The following is a 17099-nucleotide window of genomic DNA, read 5'->3' as shown; positions in this document are numbered from 1 at the left end:
ACTCCTTATTTTTGCATCGGCACGATAATGTCCTGCTTCTTCGCTACTTCAACGGCACGTTCATAACCCGCATCCGCATGGCGGATAATGCCCATCCCCGGATCGCTCGTTAAGACCCTGGCGAGCCGTTCGTCAGCCAGCTCACTTCCATCGGCAACTGCGACCATACCGGCATGCAGGGAATAGCCCATTCCGACGCCGCCGCCATGGTGGAAGGAAACCCAGCTCGCACCCGCCGCCGTGTTGACAAGCGCATTGAGCACAGCCCAATCACCGACAGCGTCACTTCCGTCTATCATCGCTTCAGTTTCCCGGTTTGGAGAGGCGACAGACCCGCAGTCCAAATGATCTCTCCCAATGACGACAGGCGCTTTTAGCTCCCCGTTTCGGACCAATTCGTTAATGGCAAGGCCCATCTTTTTTCGTTCTCCATATCCAAGCCAGCAAATGCGGGACGGCAAGCCTTGGAACGTGACTTTTTCCTGTGCCATATCGATCCAGCGGTGAAGGGCCTTGTTTGCCGGGAACAGTTCTTTTAATAACGCATCCGTACGGTAAATATCTGCCGGATCACCGGAAAGTGCCGCCCAGCGGAATGGTCCTTTTCCTTCACAGAATAAGGGGCGGATGTAAGCAGGGACAAATCCCGGAAAATCGAAGGCATTCTCCAGGCCTTCATCTTTAGCAACTTGCCGGATATTGTTGCCGTAGTCAAATACAACTGAGCCCTTTTGTTGAAAGGCCAGCATGGCTTCCACATGTTTTTTCATGCTTTGTTTCGCAAGGCGCACATAAAGGTCTGGATTGTCTTGGCGCAAGCGATCGGCTTCATCAAGTGAATAGCCCTCGGGAACGTAACCGATTAATGGGTCATGGGCAGACGTTTGATCGGTGACGATATCAATGGTGACGCCGCGGTTCAGAAGGGTATGATGAACCTCTGCCGCGTTTCCGAGAAGAGCGATGGAGAGAGGTTTTCCTGCCAGCTTTGCCTCTTCAGCCCACGCTAAGGCTTCCTCAATCGACGCTGTTTTACGGTCACAGTATTTCGTTTCAATTCGTTTGTCGATTCGTTTTTCATCAACCTCGACGGCAATCACAACTCCGTCATTCATCGTGACAGACAGCGGCTGGGCGCCTCCCATTCCGCCGAGACCGGCTGTCAGCGTCAATGTCCCTTTTAACGTTCCTCCGAAATGCTGTCTCGCGAGCTCAGCGAAGGTTTCATACGTTCCTTGCAAAATGCCTTGTGAGCCAATGTAAATCCAGCTGCCAGCTGTCATTTGCCCGTACATCATTAACCCTTTTTTCTCAAGCTCGTGGAATTGCTCCCAGTTCGCCCACTTTGGAACAAGAACAGAGTTTGCTAAAAGCACGCGCGGTGCCTGCGGGTGCGTACGGAACATGCCGATGGGCTTTCCGGATTGCACGAGCAATGTCTCATCATGTTTTAGTGTTTTCAGAGAATGCTCAATGGCGCGAAATGCATCCCAATCCCGAGCGGCTTTGCCAATCCCGCCGTATACGATGAGGTCCTCCGGCTTCTCGGCGACTTCCGGATCAAGGTTGTTGCGAAGCATCCGAAGCACCGCCTCTTGTTCCCACCCTAAACATTCAAGCTCTGTCCCCCGGTTGGCACGGATTGATTTTTTTACATCAGTCATATGTTCATCCCCCTCAATTCTTCGTTCTGTTGATATGGTAATAAAGATTCCTTCTTCAGCCAGGCAGTCAAGCGTTCGATGTCATAGGAAAAAACGCGGTCCTGCTGAATAGACGGCACGACTTTTCTCATTTCTTGAAAAAGCTGTTTGGTGTAGGATGCTGCATGTTCTATGCCTCTGTATTCAACAGCCTGCAATGCGCAAATCGCTTCAATCGCAACCACTCTTCTCGTATTCGCGATCACCTGATAAGCATGCCGAGCGGCGATGGTTCCCATGCTGACATGGTCTTCTTGGTTGGCGGATGACGGAATAGAATCCACACTTGCAGGATGGGCCAGTGTTTTATTTTCAGAAACAAGCGAGGCAGCGGCATACTGCATGATCATTGCACCGGATTGCAGACCGGGATGAGGGCTTAGGAACGGCGGCAGGTCATTCAGCTGCGGGTTCACAAGGCGTTCTATCCTGCGCTCTGCGATATTCGCAAGCTCTGATACTGCGATTTTTAGAAAATCCATGGCAAAGGCGATCGGCTGCCCGTGAAAGTTTCCGCCAGAAATGACTTTGTCACCGTCATTGAAAATAAGAGGATTGTCCGTAGCTGCATTCATCTCAATCTCTAATTTTTCCTTCACGTAGCCTAACGTCTGCCAGGTCGCACCGTGCACTTGCGGAATACAGCGCAATGAATACGCATCCTGGACCCGCAGTTCTCCTTGAGAGGTCGTCAGGCCGCTGTCAGATAGATAAAAGCGAATTCGTTCTGCGACATCGATCTGCTCCTGGTAGCCGCGGGCGGAGTGAATATCCTCGTCAAACGCATCGATAATCCCGCGGAGCCCTTCAATCGTTAAGCTGGCAATGCGCTCTGTTTGGTAGGCTAGTTTTTCCGCTTCAATGTATGCGACCACACCCATAGCGGTCATAGCCTGTGTGCCGTTAATCAGGGCAAGCCCTTCCTTGGATGTCAGCGCTACCGGCTGAATGCCGGCTTTTTTCAAGCCTTTCATTGCCGGCATCCTTTCTCCCTCAAAAAAGACTTCTCCTTGCCCGATCAGTGCAAGCGCCAGATGGGAGAGCGGCGCCAGATCCCCACTTGCACCAAGTGATCCCTGCTGGGGAATGACAGGATGGACACGTTTATTTAAAAAAGCAAGCAATTGCTCAATCAGCTCAGCACGCACACCGGAAAACCCTTTTAACAGCGCATTGGCGCGCAAAAGCAGCATGGCCCTGGAAACACACTCAGGAAAAGGATCGCCGACTCCGCAGGCATGAGAAAGAATTAAATTCAGCTGCAGCGCCGCCGAGTCTTCCTTCTGAATCAGGACATCACTGAATTTGCCAAATCCGGTGGTAATGCCGTATATTGTCTTTTCTTCGTGAACAATGCGCTCCACTGCCGCTCTGCTTTTTTTCACACGCTCCATACTTTCTTCGGAAGCCGCTGTCTCTTCAAAATCAAACAGCACTCGCGCGACATCGGCTGTTGTCAATGAAGAACCGTCTAATGTCACCATAAGCCCAACTCCTTTGTCTTTACTTTGGTAAAGCGCCCATACAAAAAGGGGGCTATGCTGTGAAAACCTGATTTCACGCATAGCCCCCTATCGTCTAAGATCTATGGGCTGTTTCATATGTGATTAATTCCAACGCCGAATGTTTCATGCTCAAGTCCTTTAATCGGCGCCCCGATTGTTCCGTAAAGCGAGACAGCAATCCAATCGCCTTCCGCTTCACTTTCATAAGGATTTCCCCTCAAAACGGCGAACCTCAGGCCAACCGTCCGAAGCAGTGATCCAAGCAGCATTTCACCTCTGGTCACGCCATGCAAAGCCTCCATCGTCGCATGATAAAGCGCATGTGACTCACGGTAACCCTCAGATTGAATGACCCCGCTCTTTTTGGAAGCGGTTTCAATTGCGGCTACTACTTTATGCGCGTCCATTGATCCTACCTTGCCAAGACAGACTTTCCATCCATCTCGCTCCAGTTCCTCGACCTGTGTACTTTCCTCAGCTTCATGAAGCAGCAGAAGAACAGACAGCCGGCCAATACGGCGCTCTTTGTGCAGTGTCATATGAATCACTCAATTCCTAAAAATTCTGATAACTATTAACTGAGTATTATATTAATTGTTTCAGCAATAGAAGTCAAAAGGTTTTTTACAGTCTTTAACAAGTTAGATTGGTATTGTGATATCGTGACGCAGAAAGCAGGACGGGTTTTTTCAGCGATTGCACACGATATCCGGACAGGAGGAAAGCGCCGCTGTCTTACTCTCAATATGCGTTTACTAAGTCGTATTTTTTGCAAAGCATTTTCTCAAGAGCCAGCCGAATGACATCCTCAGCACCGCCAAGCCGAATGACTCCGGTGTTGACGAGCAGTCAGGCATCATCTTAAAAAACGCCGACAACGAAATGGCTGTATCACAGTCGACGACTTTACAAAAACGGACAAAGCAGTTATTACATGTACGCGAATGAAAAACAGAGTGATGAAAGAAGGAGAAACAGCAAAAGAGTTGAACTATGAAGGAGAGGATATGCAAGCAGCAGTTCTGCGCAAACAGCCAGACAATGTAAGAGAACAGTGAGAAATCACCTATCAGTTTGAATATGAAAACATTCGGCTGTTTTAATAGGCTGGGGTTTCTTCATAGAAGAATGTAAACGTTTAAAATTTTATAAAAAAGAGAGGCGAATTGTTTAGATGTTCAACCGATTGTTCCGTGTATGTTTTCTTATAGCTCTTATCATGGCCTTCACCCTCCCAAACTCCGTCTATGCACAAAAACCCGTCTTTAAAGAAGTCAGCGTCCATGATCCTTCCATCATTGAGACGAACGGCATCTTTTACGTTTTCGGATCTCATCTCGCTTCAGCGAAAACAAATGACCTCATGCAATGGCAGCAGCTAACCACCAGCGTCAGCAACAATAACCCTCTTATTCCCAATGTCTATGAAGAATTAAAAGATACCTTCGAATGGGCACAATCCGATACCCTGTGGGCGGCTGATGTCGCACAGCTGGCGGACGGCAAATACTATATGTATTACAACGCCTGCCGCGGTGACTCACCAAGATCCGCCATGGGAGTGGCCGTCGCTGACAACATCGAAGGACCCTATAAAAACAAAGGCCTCTTTTTAAAATCAGGCATGAAAGGCACAAGCAATGACGGAACACCGTATGACGCAACAAAACACCCGAACGTCGTAGACCCGCACACCTTTTTTGATAAAAACGGCAAGCTGTGGATGGTGTACGGTTCATATTCAGGCGGCATTTTCATTCTGGAAATGAATCCGAAAACTGGCTTCCCGCTCCCTGGACAGGGGTACGGCAAAAAACTGCTCGGCGGCAACCACAGCAGAATCGAAGGCCCATATATCCTCTACAATCCAGACACCAACTACTACTACTTATACCTATCATATGGCGGTCTAGACGCAACAGGCGGCTACAACATCCGTGTGGCCCGCTCCAAAAAACCAGATGGCCCGTATTATGACGCAGAGGGCAGTCCAATGATTGATGTCAAAGGCAAAGAAGGCACATTCTTCGATGACCGCTCCATTGAGCCGTACGGCGTCAAACTCATGGGCAGCTATTCATTTGAAACAGAAACTGAAAAAGGAGCCGGATACATCTCACCGGGCCACAACTCAGCCTATTATGACGAAAAAACCGGCCGTTCCTATTTAATCTTCCACACCCGCTTCCCGGGCAGAGGTGAAGAACACGAAGTCAGAGTCCACCAGATGTTCATGAACAAAGACGGCTGGCCGGTAGCAGCGCCATATCGATACGCAGGTGAAACCTTGAAAAAAGTAAAACAAAAGGACATCACAGGAACATACAAACTCATCCAGCACGGAAAAGACATCTCAGCCGACATCAAAAAAACCATCAACATTCAGCTCAACAAAGACCACACCATTTCCGGGGAAATGACCGGTACATGGCAGAAAACAGGAAAAAACACAGCCGACATCACGTTAGCCGGCAAGACGTATAATGGGGTATTTTTACACCAGTGGGATTCGGTGAGAGAGAAGAACGTGATGACGTTTAGTGTATTGAATGGCAGCGGTGAGGCTGTATGGGGATCTAAATAAGATAGAGAAGGCGCCTTCGTAGGAAGGCGTTTTTTATCGTCTTTATTGACTATAAGCAATAGTCCAACGGAAGAACGGGAATGAGGTTAAAGACCTAAACGTAAAGTCCTCCTTGTGCTTGTTATCCCCGCTGTAAAATTGCAGATATCGAATTTATAGCAATTTAGAATCGGTGTAACTCTTTCTAAGACAAACCTTTTTACCTATTTATCCAATATGATCCATCATGTAATATGAAAATAGTCTGTATTGTAAAGAATTGACACAGTTTGATAGAAACACGAGGTGTTGCGGCATGCATAGTGAAATGTTGTTACATTCGGTAAAAGCCGACTTACATGAAAAACAGGAACAGATCCATCAGTTAAAACGAGTGCTGCACGAAATCAGGCAAATCAAACACGAATTTTCTGAGGCCCAGCATCTCATTCATCGGCCTCACCTTAACCGAGAGGCATGGAGAGGAACACATGCGGAGCGGTTTGAAGATATTCGTGAAGGAATGAACAAAGCATATCGTCAAATCAAAAGCGAACAGGTCAGCGGAATCATCGAAAGCATCGAAGGAAAAATCCACTCCTTAGAGGGCGATGTGTATTCCATCAGACGCCAAATCACAAGAATAGAGCATGAAATAGAGAAGGAAAAACATAAAAAGTGAGGTGAACACAAATGGCCCAGGAAATTAAAATGGTGTATGGCACAGTGAAGCAAGGGCTTTCTCAGCTCAAGCATTCAGCTGAACTCAAGTCCTCCGTGCCCGGCCATCTCTCAGGCAGAAACCATTTGAATGTTGTAAAGTCCATCGAGCAATTAAATGAGGACATCAAAGAGCTCACTGAAGCATATGCGTCCGTTCTGGCCAAGCATATCGCACAAACGGAAAGCGCGGTAAACGCCATGAAGGAAACGGACGAAAACATATCATCTTCCATGAAATAAAGCGCGGGAGGACAAGGGATTGAAAACATTAGATGTCCACGCTCTTCACGAGGGCATTCAGGATACGATTGAGAAACTGGACAAGCAAAAACAGCAGCTGGAGAAGCTGGAAAAAAGCGTTGAGCATATGGCAGGCATGAAGGATGCGCTAAAAGGAAAAGGCGGAGATGCCATCCGGACCTTTTACGAGGAGTGCCACAAGCCCTTTCTCCTTTTCTTCGGCATGTTTATCGACGAATACAAAAAAGTGCTGAAACAAACACAGCATGCGATTGCCTCTGTAGAATCTGACTCCCACGGCATGATCGCAGAGGCTTTTCTCTCACACGACGCGAGACACGGGGTCAAGCATGCACGAGAAGTGACAGAACAGCTCACTGACGCAGTCAATCGCCAGACATCAGCTATCGACCACATCGTCAGCCTGCCGACAGTCAATGACTCCTTTTTCCGGATGGAAACAGAACAGGCTGAGCGACTGATTTCAGACACCCTGAATAAGCTCTTTCAATTTGACGGCCAGCAAACTCAAGCACTAGAAACGGCAAAATCAGATTTTCAAACGATGAAAAAATATATAGACCAGCTCGAAACCATGTACACCGGTCCGAAAATTGAAATCACAGGATACAAAACCGGCTCTATCTTGAAATCTCAGGAAGAAGAAAACATCAACCAAACCTTCGGCGCCATCAATCCGCAAATGAAACAGCTGGATGAATCACCGATGGAGATGATGCTGAAGAAACTGGAGAAACATAAGCAATCAAACGTTGATTCTGTGATGATGGATGGCAAACAACAGAAGATCGAGCGCGAGATTTATGGTGATGACAGTAATTTAACTGTATTACAGAAAGAAGCAGCAACCCACCCGAAAGTCTATGGAGACATACGGGTGATAAATGATAAACTATATAATCATAAAGGATTAAAAAAGATAGATACGATTCAAGTGATTGACGAGCTAGAAAGTGATACTGCAAGCATTGACTACGTCGGCGGCAAATATATTGTATATGAAAACGGACAAATTGTGAGAGAATTCTATGCTGGAGGGAAAAAACGGCTAGAAGAAGTGTCTTACATTCCAGACGATAAAGTAGGCGGAGCTAAGTCACTGGATTCATTTCTTGCCGGAACCCAGTATGAATTTATTGAGTGGGTAAGTCCTCAGGGCGCTATAAAAAAATTGGCGGTCCGAGGCGGGAAGCGTGTTGTCAAAACAGTTGCAAAGAATGAAATTAAGGAAGACGTTAAGAAGGTTACTTCTAAGGATACGGGTAAAAAAGTTGGTGGAGTTAATAAATTTAATTTTGCTGGAAATGCAAAAAATCATCTAATAAATGTCGAAAATGTTAATACTAAAAAAGGTATTGTTGGTGGTCACAATCTGGATGAATTTAACAAGGCATTGAAAAGTCAAGGTTTCAATCCAGATGATTTAATTGTGTCTAAAAAACGACATCAATCAATTGAAGGAATTTATGAAGTAGAGTATAAAATACCTAGAAAAGATATGGCTGGTAAAATTGCCGAACCAGTATCATATAAAAATATCAAGCAACCAAAAACAGTTTATGACCCATCTAAAATTAGCAATGACAAAATTTATCAATGGGGACAGGAAGCAATGCAGAACGGAAAAGTAAATGGAAGACTTGTTGAAGGAACTGCTGCAAACGGTTTAAAATTTAGAGGATATCTAAATGAGGCTGGTGAAATAACAAACTTTTTCCCTATTATTGATTAAACTAAAATATGATGTTATTGGAGGACGAAAATGAGTAAAGAATATCAAGTAAATGAAAGTAAAGAAGATATTGATAAATTAATGTTAACATATTTTAATTTCATAAATGGAAAGTACCTAGAAAAAGCATTAAAAAGCTTTGCCGAAAGAGAAGGTTATGGACAAGAGGTAGTATTTGCTTTTTTTCAGTCTGATTTAGATGAATATGATATGGCACAATTACCTAGACCCTTAGATGAAAAACATGTTTTGATAGAATTAGGTTACCCAGCTGTTGAAATTGAACAAATGGCTTTTTTAGATTTTAAAACATTTTATGATTATTTAGATAAAAATGTAAAAGAGGAAGTGAAGAAAAATCCAGAGAAAACTGTGCTGACAGATTTATTGGCGGAAGTGAAACTTAGTTTATGTATATAATTTCTTATAATTAACTAAAAACAGAACTCTATTACTTGATTAAGTAACACAGCTTTGTGAACTCGCTACCGAGTTTCAAATAACTTACAAAAATCTAGCTATTTTGTATAAAACTGGTATCGATTGCATGAGGGTACTGCTAAATAAGGTCATCATGTTCGAATAAAGACTACTTTCGAGAGTGATATTAGCTGTGACTTTGATAAGTATTTAGTGAAGCTAAGAATATATGAGGATTTTGTGTATGAATAAAGTAAGTTTAAAACCTTGAAGGGGGAACCTTTCAAGGTTTTTGTTAATTACCATCCTTTTTTCAGAAACAATAAAAAGGTAAGGGGAGGTTTGTAATTTTTACTTTTTATAGCGTGTTGTCAAAGATGTGGCTAAACATGTTGCTGAGAAGGAAAGCAAGGGTGAAGTTAATAAGGTTGCTTCAAAGGGGGCGACTCATTTTACAAAGGATAATGGGGGATCAAATGCTAATGACTTTATTTCAAGTCATTCACAAAAGCATATGTATAATCCAAATAAAGCTTCCACTCCTAAAAAAACACAGTACGGTAAAGACATAAATGTGTCCGAATTAAGAAAAGACACCATGCTTAACCCAGATAGTGTTGTTTACGATGATATTAGGAATACCATAGCATACAAAAAGAATTATAATTTTAATATTAGTACCCCTGATACTCCAACAGGACAACACAGAGTGTTTTTAAATCTTAATAATCCTAGAAGGCACTCGCAATTTCCTTATTTTAAACTTAATAAGTAATTAGGGGGATATGAATATGTATAAAAAAATTGAAGAAATACTAAATATAAAACTTCCTATCGAGTATGTTAATAGCTATCAAAATAATAATTTTAATAGGTTTAGCCGATTGTATCTACCTGATGATAAAGAGATAGTTGAAATTAAAAATTATTGTTCCTTGGAAAACGAAAAGGATGAAAATTATTTAGTAAATGTTTATGGTAGAGATAAAAATATGCTATTAGAAGATTTAATACCTTTTGCTATTACAGAGGATGAGGATTATATATGTTTTTATTACAATAAAGGCAGGGGACATGAGCCGTCTATTGTATATTTCAGCTATGATTTAGCGTATGAAGATAGGGCAGAAGCAATTTTTGAAATTGCAGATAGCTTTAGGGATTTCGTTAATTTTTTGAAATAACCTTATTTCAAAAGAATTAGAACAGTAATTGACTTTTCAAGTCTCTCCCTAATTTTAATGAAATGATTGGAATCTAAATAAAGGTAGTTTGAATTATGTTGAGAGTATCGGTATATAAAGAAAAAAAGCCAGAAGCAATAAATTTTGATTTTTATACTCCAATTAATATAGAATTTGGAAATTGGGATATATCAGAAGATAAAATGGTATACTGGAGAACCGGTGATTTTAAAAAATCATTAATCGAAATAGGATTTGCACAAAAAACGGGTCAAATTCGGTCTCTTACATTAACGCTTTGTGAAAGTGTTTATAAATTTCAAGAATGGAATATAGAAAACATTGAACCAATAAAAGGGGTTCCTGTTTTTAGCGTAGACCGACAACAGAATGAAATGTATATTGATGAAAAGGGAATATTAAACGTATATATATCAGATAAGACAGTTTATATTGAATTTTCAGCTCATGAGGTAGAATCTCTTATAGAAAATAATCACGTGTTATTTTGTTTGGATAGTGATGACAGTTTTTGTGGTGTCATTATAAACGATGTAGGAGATAATGAAATCAACATGTTAGAACAGGCATTAAAATAATAAAGAAAAACCTTGAAGGGCGAACCTTTCAAGGTTTTTGACAATTATCATCTTTTTCTAGCAACAACAAATAAAAAGTTAAGGGGCAGTTTAAAATGTTCATTACTTACAATGAATATGATTTATTAGAACTGTTTGAAAGTGAGCCAATAAGCGTGTCGAGTGATCCCCTTGCAGAAGTATTCATGTATTCTATCCAAGATATGAAAGGCTTTAAACTGATTCTGACAATGGATGTATATGCTTTGGAGTGCAATCTAAGTCTCGCCTTCAATGAGTTGCTTGTTTTTGAATCTAAGTTTATAAATGTTACTCAATTAAAGAGGTGTAATTCTGAACTATTTATATATATTCATAACGAACCAAAGGTAAAGGTTATATTTAAAAAGCAGCTTGGAATTATTTTCATTAATGACAGATATGAAATGCAAGGATATTAGAAATTGAAAATCACATTAAATACTTTCAAAGTACATCATGTAAATTACGATTGGAAAACTCTTTACGTTGGATTGAAGCAGGGGTGGATAAACAAGATTGAAGTAATGAATTATGCTGTTGAATATTTGATGAACCATCCCGTTGTACAACAAGAAGAAATTCTAGAACTGGCTTGGGGAGACAAGGATGAGATTGAAGAAGCCATTTTGAATATAATACGAGTTGAAGAGAATAGTTTTTATGCTATTGAAAAAAGAAAATGGAGATATGTTATTCTTCTTGAAGTAAAATCAAAGTATAGTGATCATGCAACCGAGCTTTTGGGCAAGCTTGCAGAAGTTTATGCAGATATGAATTATCCTGAAGATATGGAGGGTTTTATTTATTATCAGCCTTCTAATAACGAATGTAACCCGCTTTTATATTCCTATGAAAAAAATATAAATAGATTATGCAATTTGTTTCAAGACTTTTTAGTAAAAGAAAAACAAAATATACAAAATGGCTTACCGCTATAAACAAAATAGTCCATTCCCTTTAGTCAACACCAAAAATAAAAGCGTTGACACCCCCAAAAATCTAGTGCTAAAGTATACCTACAAACAAATACAGCGACCCGTCAGGATTGTTACTGCGAAAGCAGGCAAAACCTAAATGGTGCAGGTGCAGGAGGAGACTCTCGCAATCTGTGTCATTTAGGTTTTTTTTATTCTCTTTTAGGAGGTGATGCGGCATTTGATACAAAAAAAGCTGGTGAAAGGCGGCCACCTTTCATCCAGCAGTCCCCCCATAAAAAGGAGGTATACACATGGATTATGATAAATTATCGAAGGACATATTACAACTCGTAGGCGGTGAAGAAAACGTTCAGCGCGTGATCCACTGCATGACGAGGCTGCGTTTTAATCTTCATGACAACGCGAAGGCGGATCGCAGTCAGCTGGAGCAGCTGCCTGGAGTGATGGGCACCAATATCAGCGGCGAGCAGTTTCAAATCATTATCGGAAACGATGTGCCGAAGGTGTATCAGGCGATTGTGCGGCACAGCAATCTCAGTGATGAAAAGAGCGCTGGTTCATCCTCTCAGAAAAAGAATGTGCTGAGTGCGGTCTTTGATGTGATTTCTGGTGTGTTTACCCCGATTTTGCCTGCGATTGCGGGAGCGGGGATGATCAAAGGGCTTGTTGCGCTGGCAGTTACGTTTGGCTGGATGGCGGAGAAGAGCCAGGTTCATGTCATTCTGTCAGCTGTTGGTGACGGTGCGTTCTACTTTCTTCCGCTCCTGCTTGCGATGAGTGCGGCGAGAAAGTTTGGAAGCAATCCGTATGTAGCGGCGGCGATTGCAGCGGCGATTCTGCATCCGGATTTGACGGCGCTGCTCAGTTCAGGGAAAAGCATTTCCTTTATCGGGCTTCCTGTAACCGCTGCCACTTATTCATCAACGGTCATCCCGATTTTGCTTGCGATTTGGATCGCATCGTATGTGGAAAAGTGGATTGACCGAATCACGCATTCTTCTCTCAAATTGATTGTCGTTCCGACTCTGACATTGTTGATTGTCGTGCCGCTGACACTGATTACAGTTGGTCCGCTGGGTGCTATTTTAGGAGAATACTTGTCTGTCGGCGTAAACTATTTATTTGATCATGCCGGGCTTGTGGCGATGATTTTGCTTGCGGGAACGTTCTCTTTGATCATTATGACGGGCATGCATTATGCATTGGTGCCGATTATGATTAACAACATCGCGCAAAACGGCCACGATTATTTGCTGCCCGCCATGTTTTTGGCGAATATGGGACAGGCCGGCGCATCTTTTGCGGTTTTTCTTCGCTCCAGAAACAAGAAATTTAAATCGCTTGCGCTTACCACAAGTGTGACGGCGCTGATGGGGATTACAGAACCCGCGATGTACGGCGTGAATATGCGATTGAAAAAACCGTTTGCGGCCGCTTTGCTTGGCGGTGCGGCTGGCGGCGCATTTTACGGCGTGACGGGTGTCGCTTCCTACATTGTCGGAGGCAACGCAGGGCTGCCGAGTATCCCGGTCTTTATCGGCCCAACGTTTATTTACGCGATAATTGGTCTTGTGATTTCGTTTGTTGCGGGAACAGCGGCAGCTTATCTTATTGGATTCGAGGATGTACCGTCTGAAAGTGATCAGCCTTCTGTGACAAATGGTCATCAGGGCAGCGGAGAAATCATTCACAGTCCGATTAAAGGGGAAGTGAAAGCACTAAGCGAAGTCAATGACGGGGTATTTTCTGCCGGGATTATGGGAAAAGGATTTGCTATTGAGCCGGAAGAAGGAGAAGTGGTTTCACCTGTGTATGGAAGCGTTACCACCATTTTTAAAACAAAGCACGCTATTGGCATTACGAGTGATCAGGGAGCTGAAATCCTCATACACATTGGATTGGACACTGTCAAACTGGAGGGCCAATGGTTCACGGCTCATGTCAAAGAAGGCGACAAGGTCGCGCCTGGAGATCCGCTCGTTTCCTTTGATCTGGAACAGATTATAGCAGCTGGATATGACGTGATCACTCCGGTTATCATCACTAACACAGACCGATATTCATTTTCGCCGGTAAAAGAAATCGGCAGGGTTCAAACAAAAGAAGCGCTGCTTGCTTTATCTTAAAAAATAAACTGATGAGGTGAACTGTAATGAGTGCAAATGCAAAACGATTTCCAGAAGGATTTTTATGGGGCGGCGCCGTTGCTGCCAACCAAGTTGAGGGTGCTTATAACGAGGGCGGCAAGGGACTTTCGACAGCTGATGTATCACCGAACGGCATCATGTCTCCATTTGATGAATCGATGACTTCTTTAAATCTGTATCATACCGGAATTGATTTTTATCATCGTTATAAAGAGGATATTGCCTTATTTGCAGAAATGGGTTTCAAAGCGTTCCGCACTTCGATTGCGTGGACAAGAATTTTTCCGAATGGCGATGAAGAGGAGCCAAATGAAGAAGGCCTCAAATTTTATGACGACCTGTTTGATGAGCTGTTAAAGCATCATATTGAGCCAGTCGTGACCATCTCTCATTATGAAATGCCGCTCGGTCTTGTGAAACATTATGGCGGCTGGAAGAACCGCAAAGTCATAGAGTTTTATGAACGCTATGCCAGAACTGTTTTCAAACGCTATCAGCACAAAGTGAAGTACTGGATGACATTCAACGAAATTAATGTGGTCCTCCATGCGCCGTTTACAGGCGGCGGTCTTGTTTTTGAAGAAGGAGAACATCAATTGAACGCGATGTACCAGGCCGCACATCACCAGTTTGTCGCCAGCGCCCTTGCCGTCAAAGCGGGGCATGAGATCATTCCCGACTCAAAAATTGGCTGTATGATCGCCGCGACGACAACTTATCCGATGACATCTAAGCCGGAGGATGTTTTCGCCGCAATGGAGCAGGAGCGAAAAACACTCTTCTTCTCAGATGTTCAGGCAAGAGGCGCTTACCCTGGGTATATGAAGCGTTTTCTGGCAGAAAACAATATGACAATTGAAATGGCTGAAGGCGATGAGGAATTGTTGAAAAAACATACGGTCGATTACATCGGATTCAGCTACTACATGTCCATGGCGGCGAGCACCGATCCTGAAGATCTTGCGAAATCAGGGGGCAATCTGCTGGGCGGCGTGAAAAACCCTTATCTCAAATCATCAGAATGGGGCTGGCAGATTGACCCGAAAGGCTTGCGCATCACGCTTAACACGTTATACGAGCGCTATCAGAAGCCGCTGTTTATCGTGGAAAACGGCCTTGGCGCGGCAGACAAAGTTGAGGAGGACGGCTCCATTCACGATGATTACAGAATTGACTATCTGCGGGACCACTTAATGGAAGCACGCGAAGCGATTGCTGACGGTGTTGAGCTGATCGGATACACATCATGGGGACCGATTGACCTTGTCAGCGCGTCCACTGCCGAAATGAAAAAACGCTATGGCTACATTTATGTTGATCGAGACAATGAGGGGAACGGAACATTGAACCGCATCAAGAAAAAAAGCTTCGGCTGGTATCAGCAGGTCATTGCCACAAACGGAGAAAGTCTCTGACAACTTTATGAAAAAACATACACCGCAATTGACAATAACAGACAGCAGGCGGACAATAAAAGAGAAAGATGAACCACCCACAGTCCGAAAGGCGGGAAGCGTATGTTTAACAAAATGTTAGTTGCGATTGACGGGTCAGAAATGAGTGCAAAAGCCCTTGATGCCGCAGTGCATCTGGCAAAAGAACAGCAGGCAGAACTAAGCATCCTTCATGTGGGGAGAGAAGCCGTCGTAGCGACTTCTTCTCTGACTGGGATTGTCTATGTACCTGAACATTTTCTTGATGAGATCAGGAACGAAGTTAAAAAAGAAGGCCTGAAGATCCTAGAGAACGCAAAAGAAAAAGCAGCCGAAAGCGGTGTTCAAGCTGAAATCATTTACGCGAATGGCGAGCCGGCACATGAAATACTAAATCATGCAAAAGAGAAAGGCGTCAGCCTGATCGTGGTCGGAAGCCGGGGCATCAGCGGCCTGAAAGAAATGATGCTTGGAAGCGTCAGCCATAAAGTGTCTCAATTATCAACTTGTCCTGTATTAATTGTTCGATAGATAAGAAGAAAAAAGCGCCCGCAAGGCGCTTTTTTTTATGTATAGATTCGTACAATAACTCTGGGTGATTTATGGAACAGCTTCCTTTATAATAGTATCAATATGTAAAAAAGAGGATTTTCTCTTATATCTGCAGATAGCTATACTGGGGGGCATTTGATGCAGCAAAATCTCATATTACAAAAACAAAAATCAGCAGCCGTGCTGAAAATGGTCATTTCCATGGTGATTTTCGGTTCCATCGGCTTTTTCTCAGAGCATACCAATCTGCAGTCATTTGAATTGGTCTTTGTCCGCTGCCTTTGCGCGACGCTATTTTTAAGCTTTTGCTGGCTGGCGTCCGGTCAGCATAAAACTGAAAAATGGAGCAAGCGGGAAGTCCTGCAAACTTTAGCTTGCGGTTTCTTTCTGGTATTCAACTGGGTCTTCTTATTTAAGTCTTTTGAAGAAACGTCAGTTACAATTGCCATCTCTGTATACCACCTTGCACCTGTGCTTGTTCTTCTCCTGGGGAGTATTATCTATAGAGAAAAATTAAATGTGATCTCCGTCAGCTCCATTATCATCTGCTTTCTTGGAACGGCGCTGATTTCCGGGATTAACGGCAGCACTTCATTGACACAGCTGATGGGATCAGGGATCATATGGGCAGTTCTCGCCGCACTGTTTTATGCGTTCACCACTTTATTGGGAAAAGGCATTCACAACCTCAGTCCTTACACGACCACCTTCCTGCAAACCGGTTTAGGGGTTATCATCCTGATTCCGTTTATTCACTTCGGCGCTTTTGCAAACCTGTCTCAGGGAAACTGGATCATGGTCGTCTCCACTGGTATTATTCATACAGGTATTGTGTATTTGCTGTTTTTTGACAGTTTGCGATTTTTATCAACGAAATTTATTTCGGTCATTGTCTTCCTCGACCCCGCTGTCGCGATCGTGCTCGATACCGTGTTTACGGGTTTCCGCCCAGACCTCTATCAAACACTAGGCATCGTAATGATCTTTGCGGGCATGGCTTTGACGCTTGTCAGGAGGCGAGGGAAGGCGGATGTGGTTGCTGAGGGTAAGGATATTGAACAAATTCAATAAAGATAGAAAAATGTAAAAAGGCCTAAGCGGCCTTTTTTGATTTTTAAAATAACATAAACATTCCAGAAAAAACATTTTAATCATATTCCAATGACGCTAACATGTTAATTCAATAATACAGTTATTTCAAATTTCGTAGCGAATCATTTGACTTGTGGTGCGGATTTAGATCCCTTTTACAAGATAATATGTTTCTAGATAAGGGATAGAAAAAGGCTTACTCAATTGCAATTTAAGGGGAAAAGTA

The 17099-nt window shown here is 43.2% G+C and carries 17 protein-coding genes and 1 pseudogene; 15 read left to right on the top strand and 3 right to left on the bottom strand.

From position 1 onward, the window contains the following. Positions 1-5 precede the first annotated feature (5 nt). The 3 genes from hutU to hutP all read right to left on the bottom strand — a co-directional run bounded on the left by hutU (position 6) and on the right by hutP (position 3747). Positions 6-1664, bottom strand: coding sequence for a urocanate hydratase (gene hutU, locus LNN34_RS20295; RefSeq protein ID WP_229044412.1), 1659 nt, complete (start codon positions 1662-1664; stop codon positions 6-8). Next, on the bottom strand, positions 1661-3187 hold the full coding sequence (hutH, locus tag LNN34_RS20290; RefSeq protein WP_229044404.1) for a histidine ammonia-lyase: 1527 nt from the start codon (positions 3185-3187) through the stop codon (positions 1661-1663). Before hutH ends, hutU begins: the two co-directional genes overlap by 4 nt. Before the next feature lie 113 nt (positions 3188-3300). After that, complete coding sequence (gene hutP / locus LNN34_RS20285; RefSeq protein ID WP_044160053.1) at positions 3301-3747, bottom strand: hut operon transcriptional regulator HutP; 447 nt, start codon at positions 3745-3747, stop codon at positions 3301-3303. Positions 3748-4090: 343 nt separating this feature from the next. On the opposite strand from hutP, the pseudogene LNN34_RS20280 reads away from it, so the two are divergent. The 15 genes and pseudogenes from LNN34_RS20280 (at position 4091) to LNN34_RS20210 (ending at position 16852) form a co-directional block, all read left to right on the top strand. Further along, a pseudogene (locus tag LNN34_RS20280) lies at positions 4091-4266 on the top strand (hypothetical protein). 116 nt (positions 4267-4382) lie between these two features. Continuing rightward, positions 4383-5792, top strand: a complete 1410-nt coding sequence (locus LNN34_RS20275) for a glycoside hydrolase family 43 protein (protein WP_229044402.1) — start codon at positions 4383-4385, stop codon at positions 5790-5792. A gap of 295 nt (positions 5793-6087) precedes the next feature. Next, positions 6088-6453, top strand: a complete 366-nt coding sequence (locus LNN34_RS20270; protein ID WP_044160051.1) for a YwqH-like family protein — start codon at positions 6088-6090, stop codon at positions 6451-6453. An 11-nt stretch (positions 6454-6464) separates the two neighbouring features. Continuing rightward, positions 6465-6734, top strand: a complete 270-nt coding sequence (locus LNN34_RS20265) for a YwqI/YxiC family protein (protein ID WP_059335250.1) — start codon at positions 6465-6467, stop codon at positions 6732-6734. Positions 6735-6753: 19 nt separating this feature from the next. Further along, positions 6754-8487 (top strand): T7SS effector LXG polymorphic toxin, encoded by a 1734-nt coding sequence (locus LNN34_RS20260; protein ID WP_229044400.1) that lies wholly within the window; start codon positions 6754-6756, stop codon positions 8485-8487. 30 nt (positions 8488-8517) lie between these two features. Further along, a complete protein-coding gene (locus LNN34_RS20255) occupies positions 8518-8907 on the top strand; it encodes a hypothetical protein (RefSeq protein WP_106295110.1) in 390 nt (129 codons plus the stop codon). A gap of 379 nt (positions 8908-9286) precedes the next feature. Beyond that, positions 9287-9682: a hypothetical protein gene (locus LNN34_RS20250; RefSeq protein WP_229044398.1), complete on the top strand. Its 396-nt coding sequence runs from the start codon at positions 9287-9289 to the stop codon at positions 9680-9682. A 16-nt stretch (positions 9683-9698) separates the two neighbouring features. Further along, entirely contained in the window at positions 9699-10091 is a 393-nt protein-coding gene (locus LNN34_RS20245) for an SMI1/KNR4 family protein (protein ID WP_229044396.1), read from the top strand. A gap of 95 nt (positions 10092-10186) precedes the next feature. After that, entirely contained in the window at positions 10187-10690 is a 504-nt protein-coding gene (locus LNN34_RS20240; RefSeq protein WP_229044395.1) for a hypothetical protein, read from the top strand. 95 nt (positions 10691-10785) lie between these two features. Then, positions 10786-11130 carry a hypothetical protein gene (locus LNN34_RS20235; RefSeq protein ID WP_229044393.1) on the top strand — a complete coding sequence of 115 codons (345 nt, stop codon included), beginning with the start codon at positions 10786-10788 and terminating at the stop codon, positions 11128-11130. 3 nt (positions 11131-11133) lie between these two features. After that, positions 11134-11649, top strand: a complete 516-nt coding sequence (locus tag LNN34_RS20230; RefSeq protein WP_101864240.1) for a DUF2247 family protein — start codon at positions 11134-11136, stop codon at positions 11647-11649. 290 nt (positions 11650-11939) lie between these two features. Beyond that, positions 11940-13775, top strand: a complete 1836-nt coding sequence (bglP, locus tag LNN34_RS20225) for a PTS beta-glucoside transporter subunit IIABC (RefSeq protein WP_229044385.1) — start codon at positions 11940-11942, stop codon at positions 13773-13775. A gap of 26 nt (positions 13776-13801) precedes the next feature. Next, the gene (bglH, locus tag LNN34_RS20220) at positions 13802-15211 is read left to right on the top strand and encodes an aryl-phospho-beta-d-glucosidase (protein WP_229044384.1); all 1410 of its coding nucleotides are present in this window, start codon (positions 13802-13804) and stop codon (positions 15209-15211) included. Positions 15212-15313: 102 nt separating this feature from the next. Next, positions 15314-15760: a universal stress protein gene (locus LNN34_RS20215; protein ID WP_229044383.1), complete on the top strand. Its 447-nt coding sequence runs from the start codon at positions 15314-15316 to the stop codon at positions 15758-15760. Between the two features lie 159 nt (positions 15761-15919). Beyond that, on the top strand, positions 15920-16852 hold the full coding sequence (locus LNN34_RS20210) for a DMT family transporter (protein ID WP_229044382.1): 933 nt from the start codon (positions 15920-15922) through the stop codon (positions 16850-16852). The last annotated feature ends 247 nt before the right edge of the window (positions 16853-17099 follow it).

The organism is Bacillus sp. AF23 (assembly GCF_020861455.1).
GTDB lineage: Bacteria > Bacillota > Bacilli > Bacillales > Bacillaceae > Bacillus > Bacillus halotolerans.
This window is presented reverse-complemented; position numbering and strand designations above follow the sequence as displayed.

Coding starts and splice junctions, on each gene's coding strand:
- hutU (WP_229044412.1), bottom strand. CDS start 1,664: ATGACTGATGTAAAAAAATCAATCCGTGCCAACCGGGGGACAGAGCTT.
- hutH (WP_229044404.1), bottom strand. CDS start 3,187: ATGGTGACATTAGACGGTTCTTCATTGACAACAGCCGATGTCGCGCGA.
- hutP (WP_044160053.1), bottom strand. CDS start 3,747: ATGACACTGCACAAAGAGCGCCGTATTGGCCGGCTGTCTGTTCTTCTG.
- LNN34_RS20275 (WP_229044402.1), top strand. CDS start 4,383: ATGTTCAACCGATTGTTCCGTGTATGTTTTCTTATAGCTCTTATCATG.
- LNN34_RS20270 (WP_044160051.1), top strand. CDS start 6,088: ATGCATAGTGAAATGTTGTTACATTCGGTAAAAGCCGACTTACATGAA.
- LNN34_RS20265 (WP_059335250.1), top strand. CDS start 6,465: ATGGCCCAGGAAATTAAAATGGTGTATGGCACAGTGAAGCAAGGGCTT.
- LNN34_RS20255 (WP_106295110.1), top strand. CDS start 8,518: ATGAGTAAAGAATATCAAGTAAATGAAAGTAAAGAAGATATTGATAAA.
- LNN34_RS20245 (WP_229044396.1), top strand. CDS start 9,699: ATGTATAAAAAAATTGAAGAAATACTAAATATAAAACTTCCTATCGAG.
- LNN34_RS20240 (WP_229044395.1), top strand. CDS start 10,187: ATGTTGAGAGTATCGGTATATAAAGAAAAAAAGCCAGAAGCAATAAAT.
- LNN34_RS20235 (WP_229044393.1), top strand. CDS start 10,786: ATGTTCATTACTTACAATGAATATGATTTATTAGAACTGTTTGAAAGT.
- bglP (WP_229044385.1), top strand. CDS start 11,940: ATGGATTATGATAAATTATCGAAGGACATATTACAACTCGTAGGCGGT.
- bglH (WP_229044384.1), top strand. CDS start 13,802: ATGAGTGCAAATGCAAAACGATTTCCAGAAGGATTTTTATGGGGCGGC.
- LNN34_RS20215 (WP_229044383.1), top strand. CDS start 15,314: ATGTTTAACAAAATGTTAGTTGCGATTGACGGGTCAGAAATGAGTGCA.
- LNN34_RS20210 (WP_229044382.1), top strand. CDS start 15,920: ATGCAGCAAAATCTCATATTACAAAAACAAAAATCAGCAGCCGTGCTG.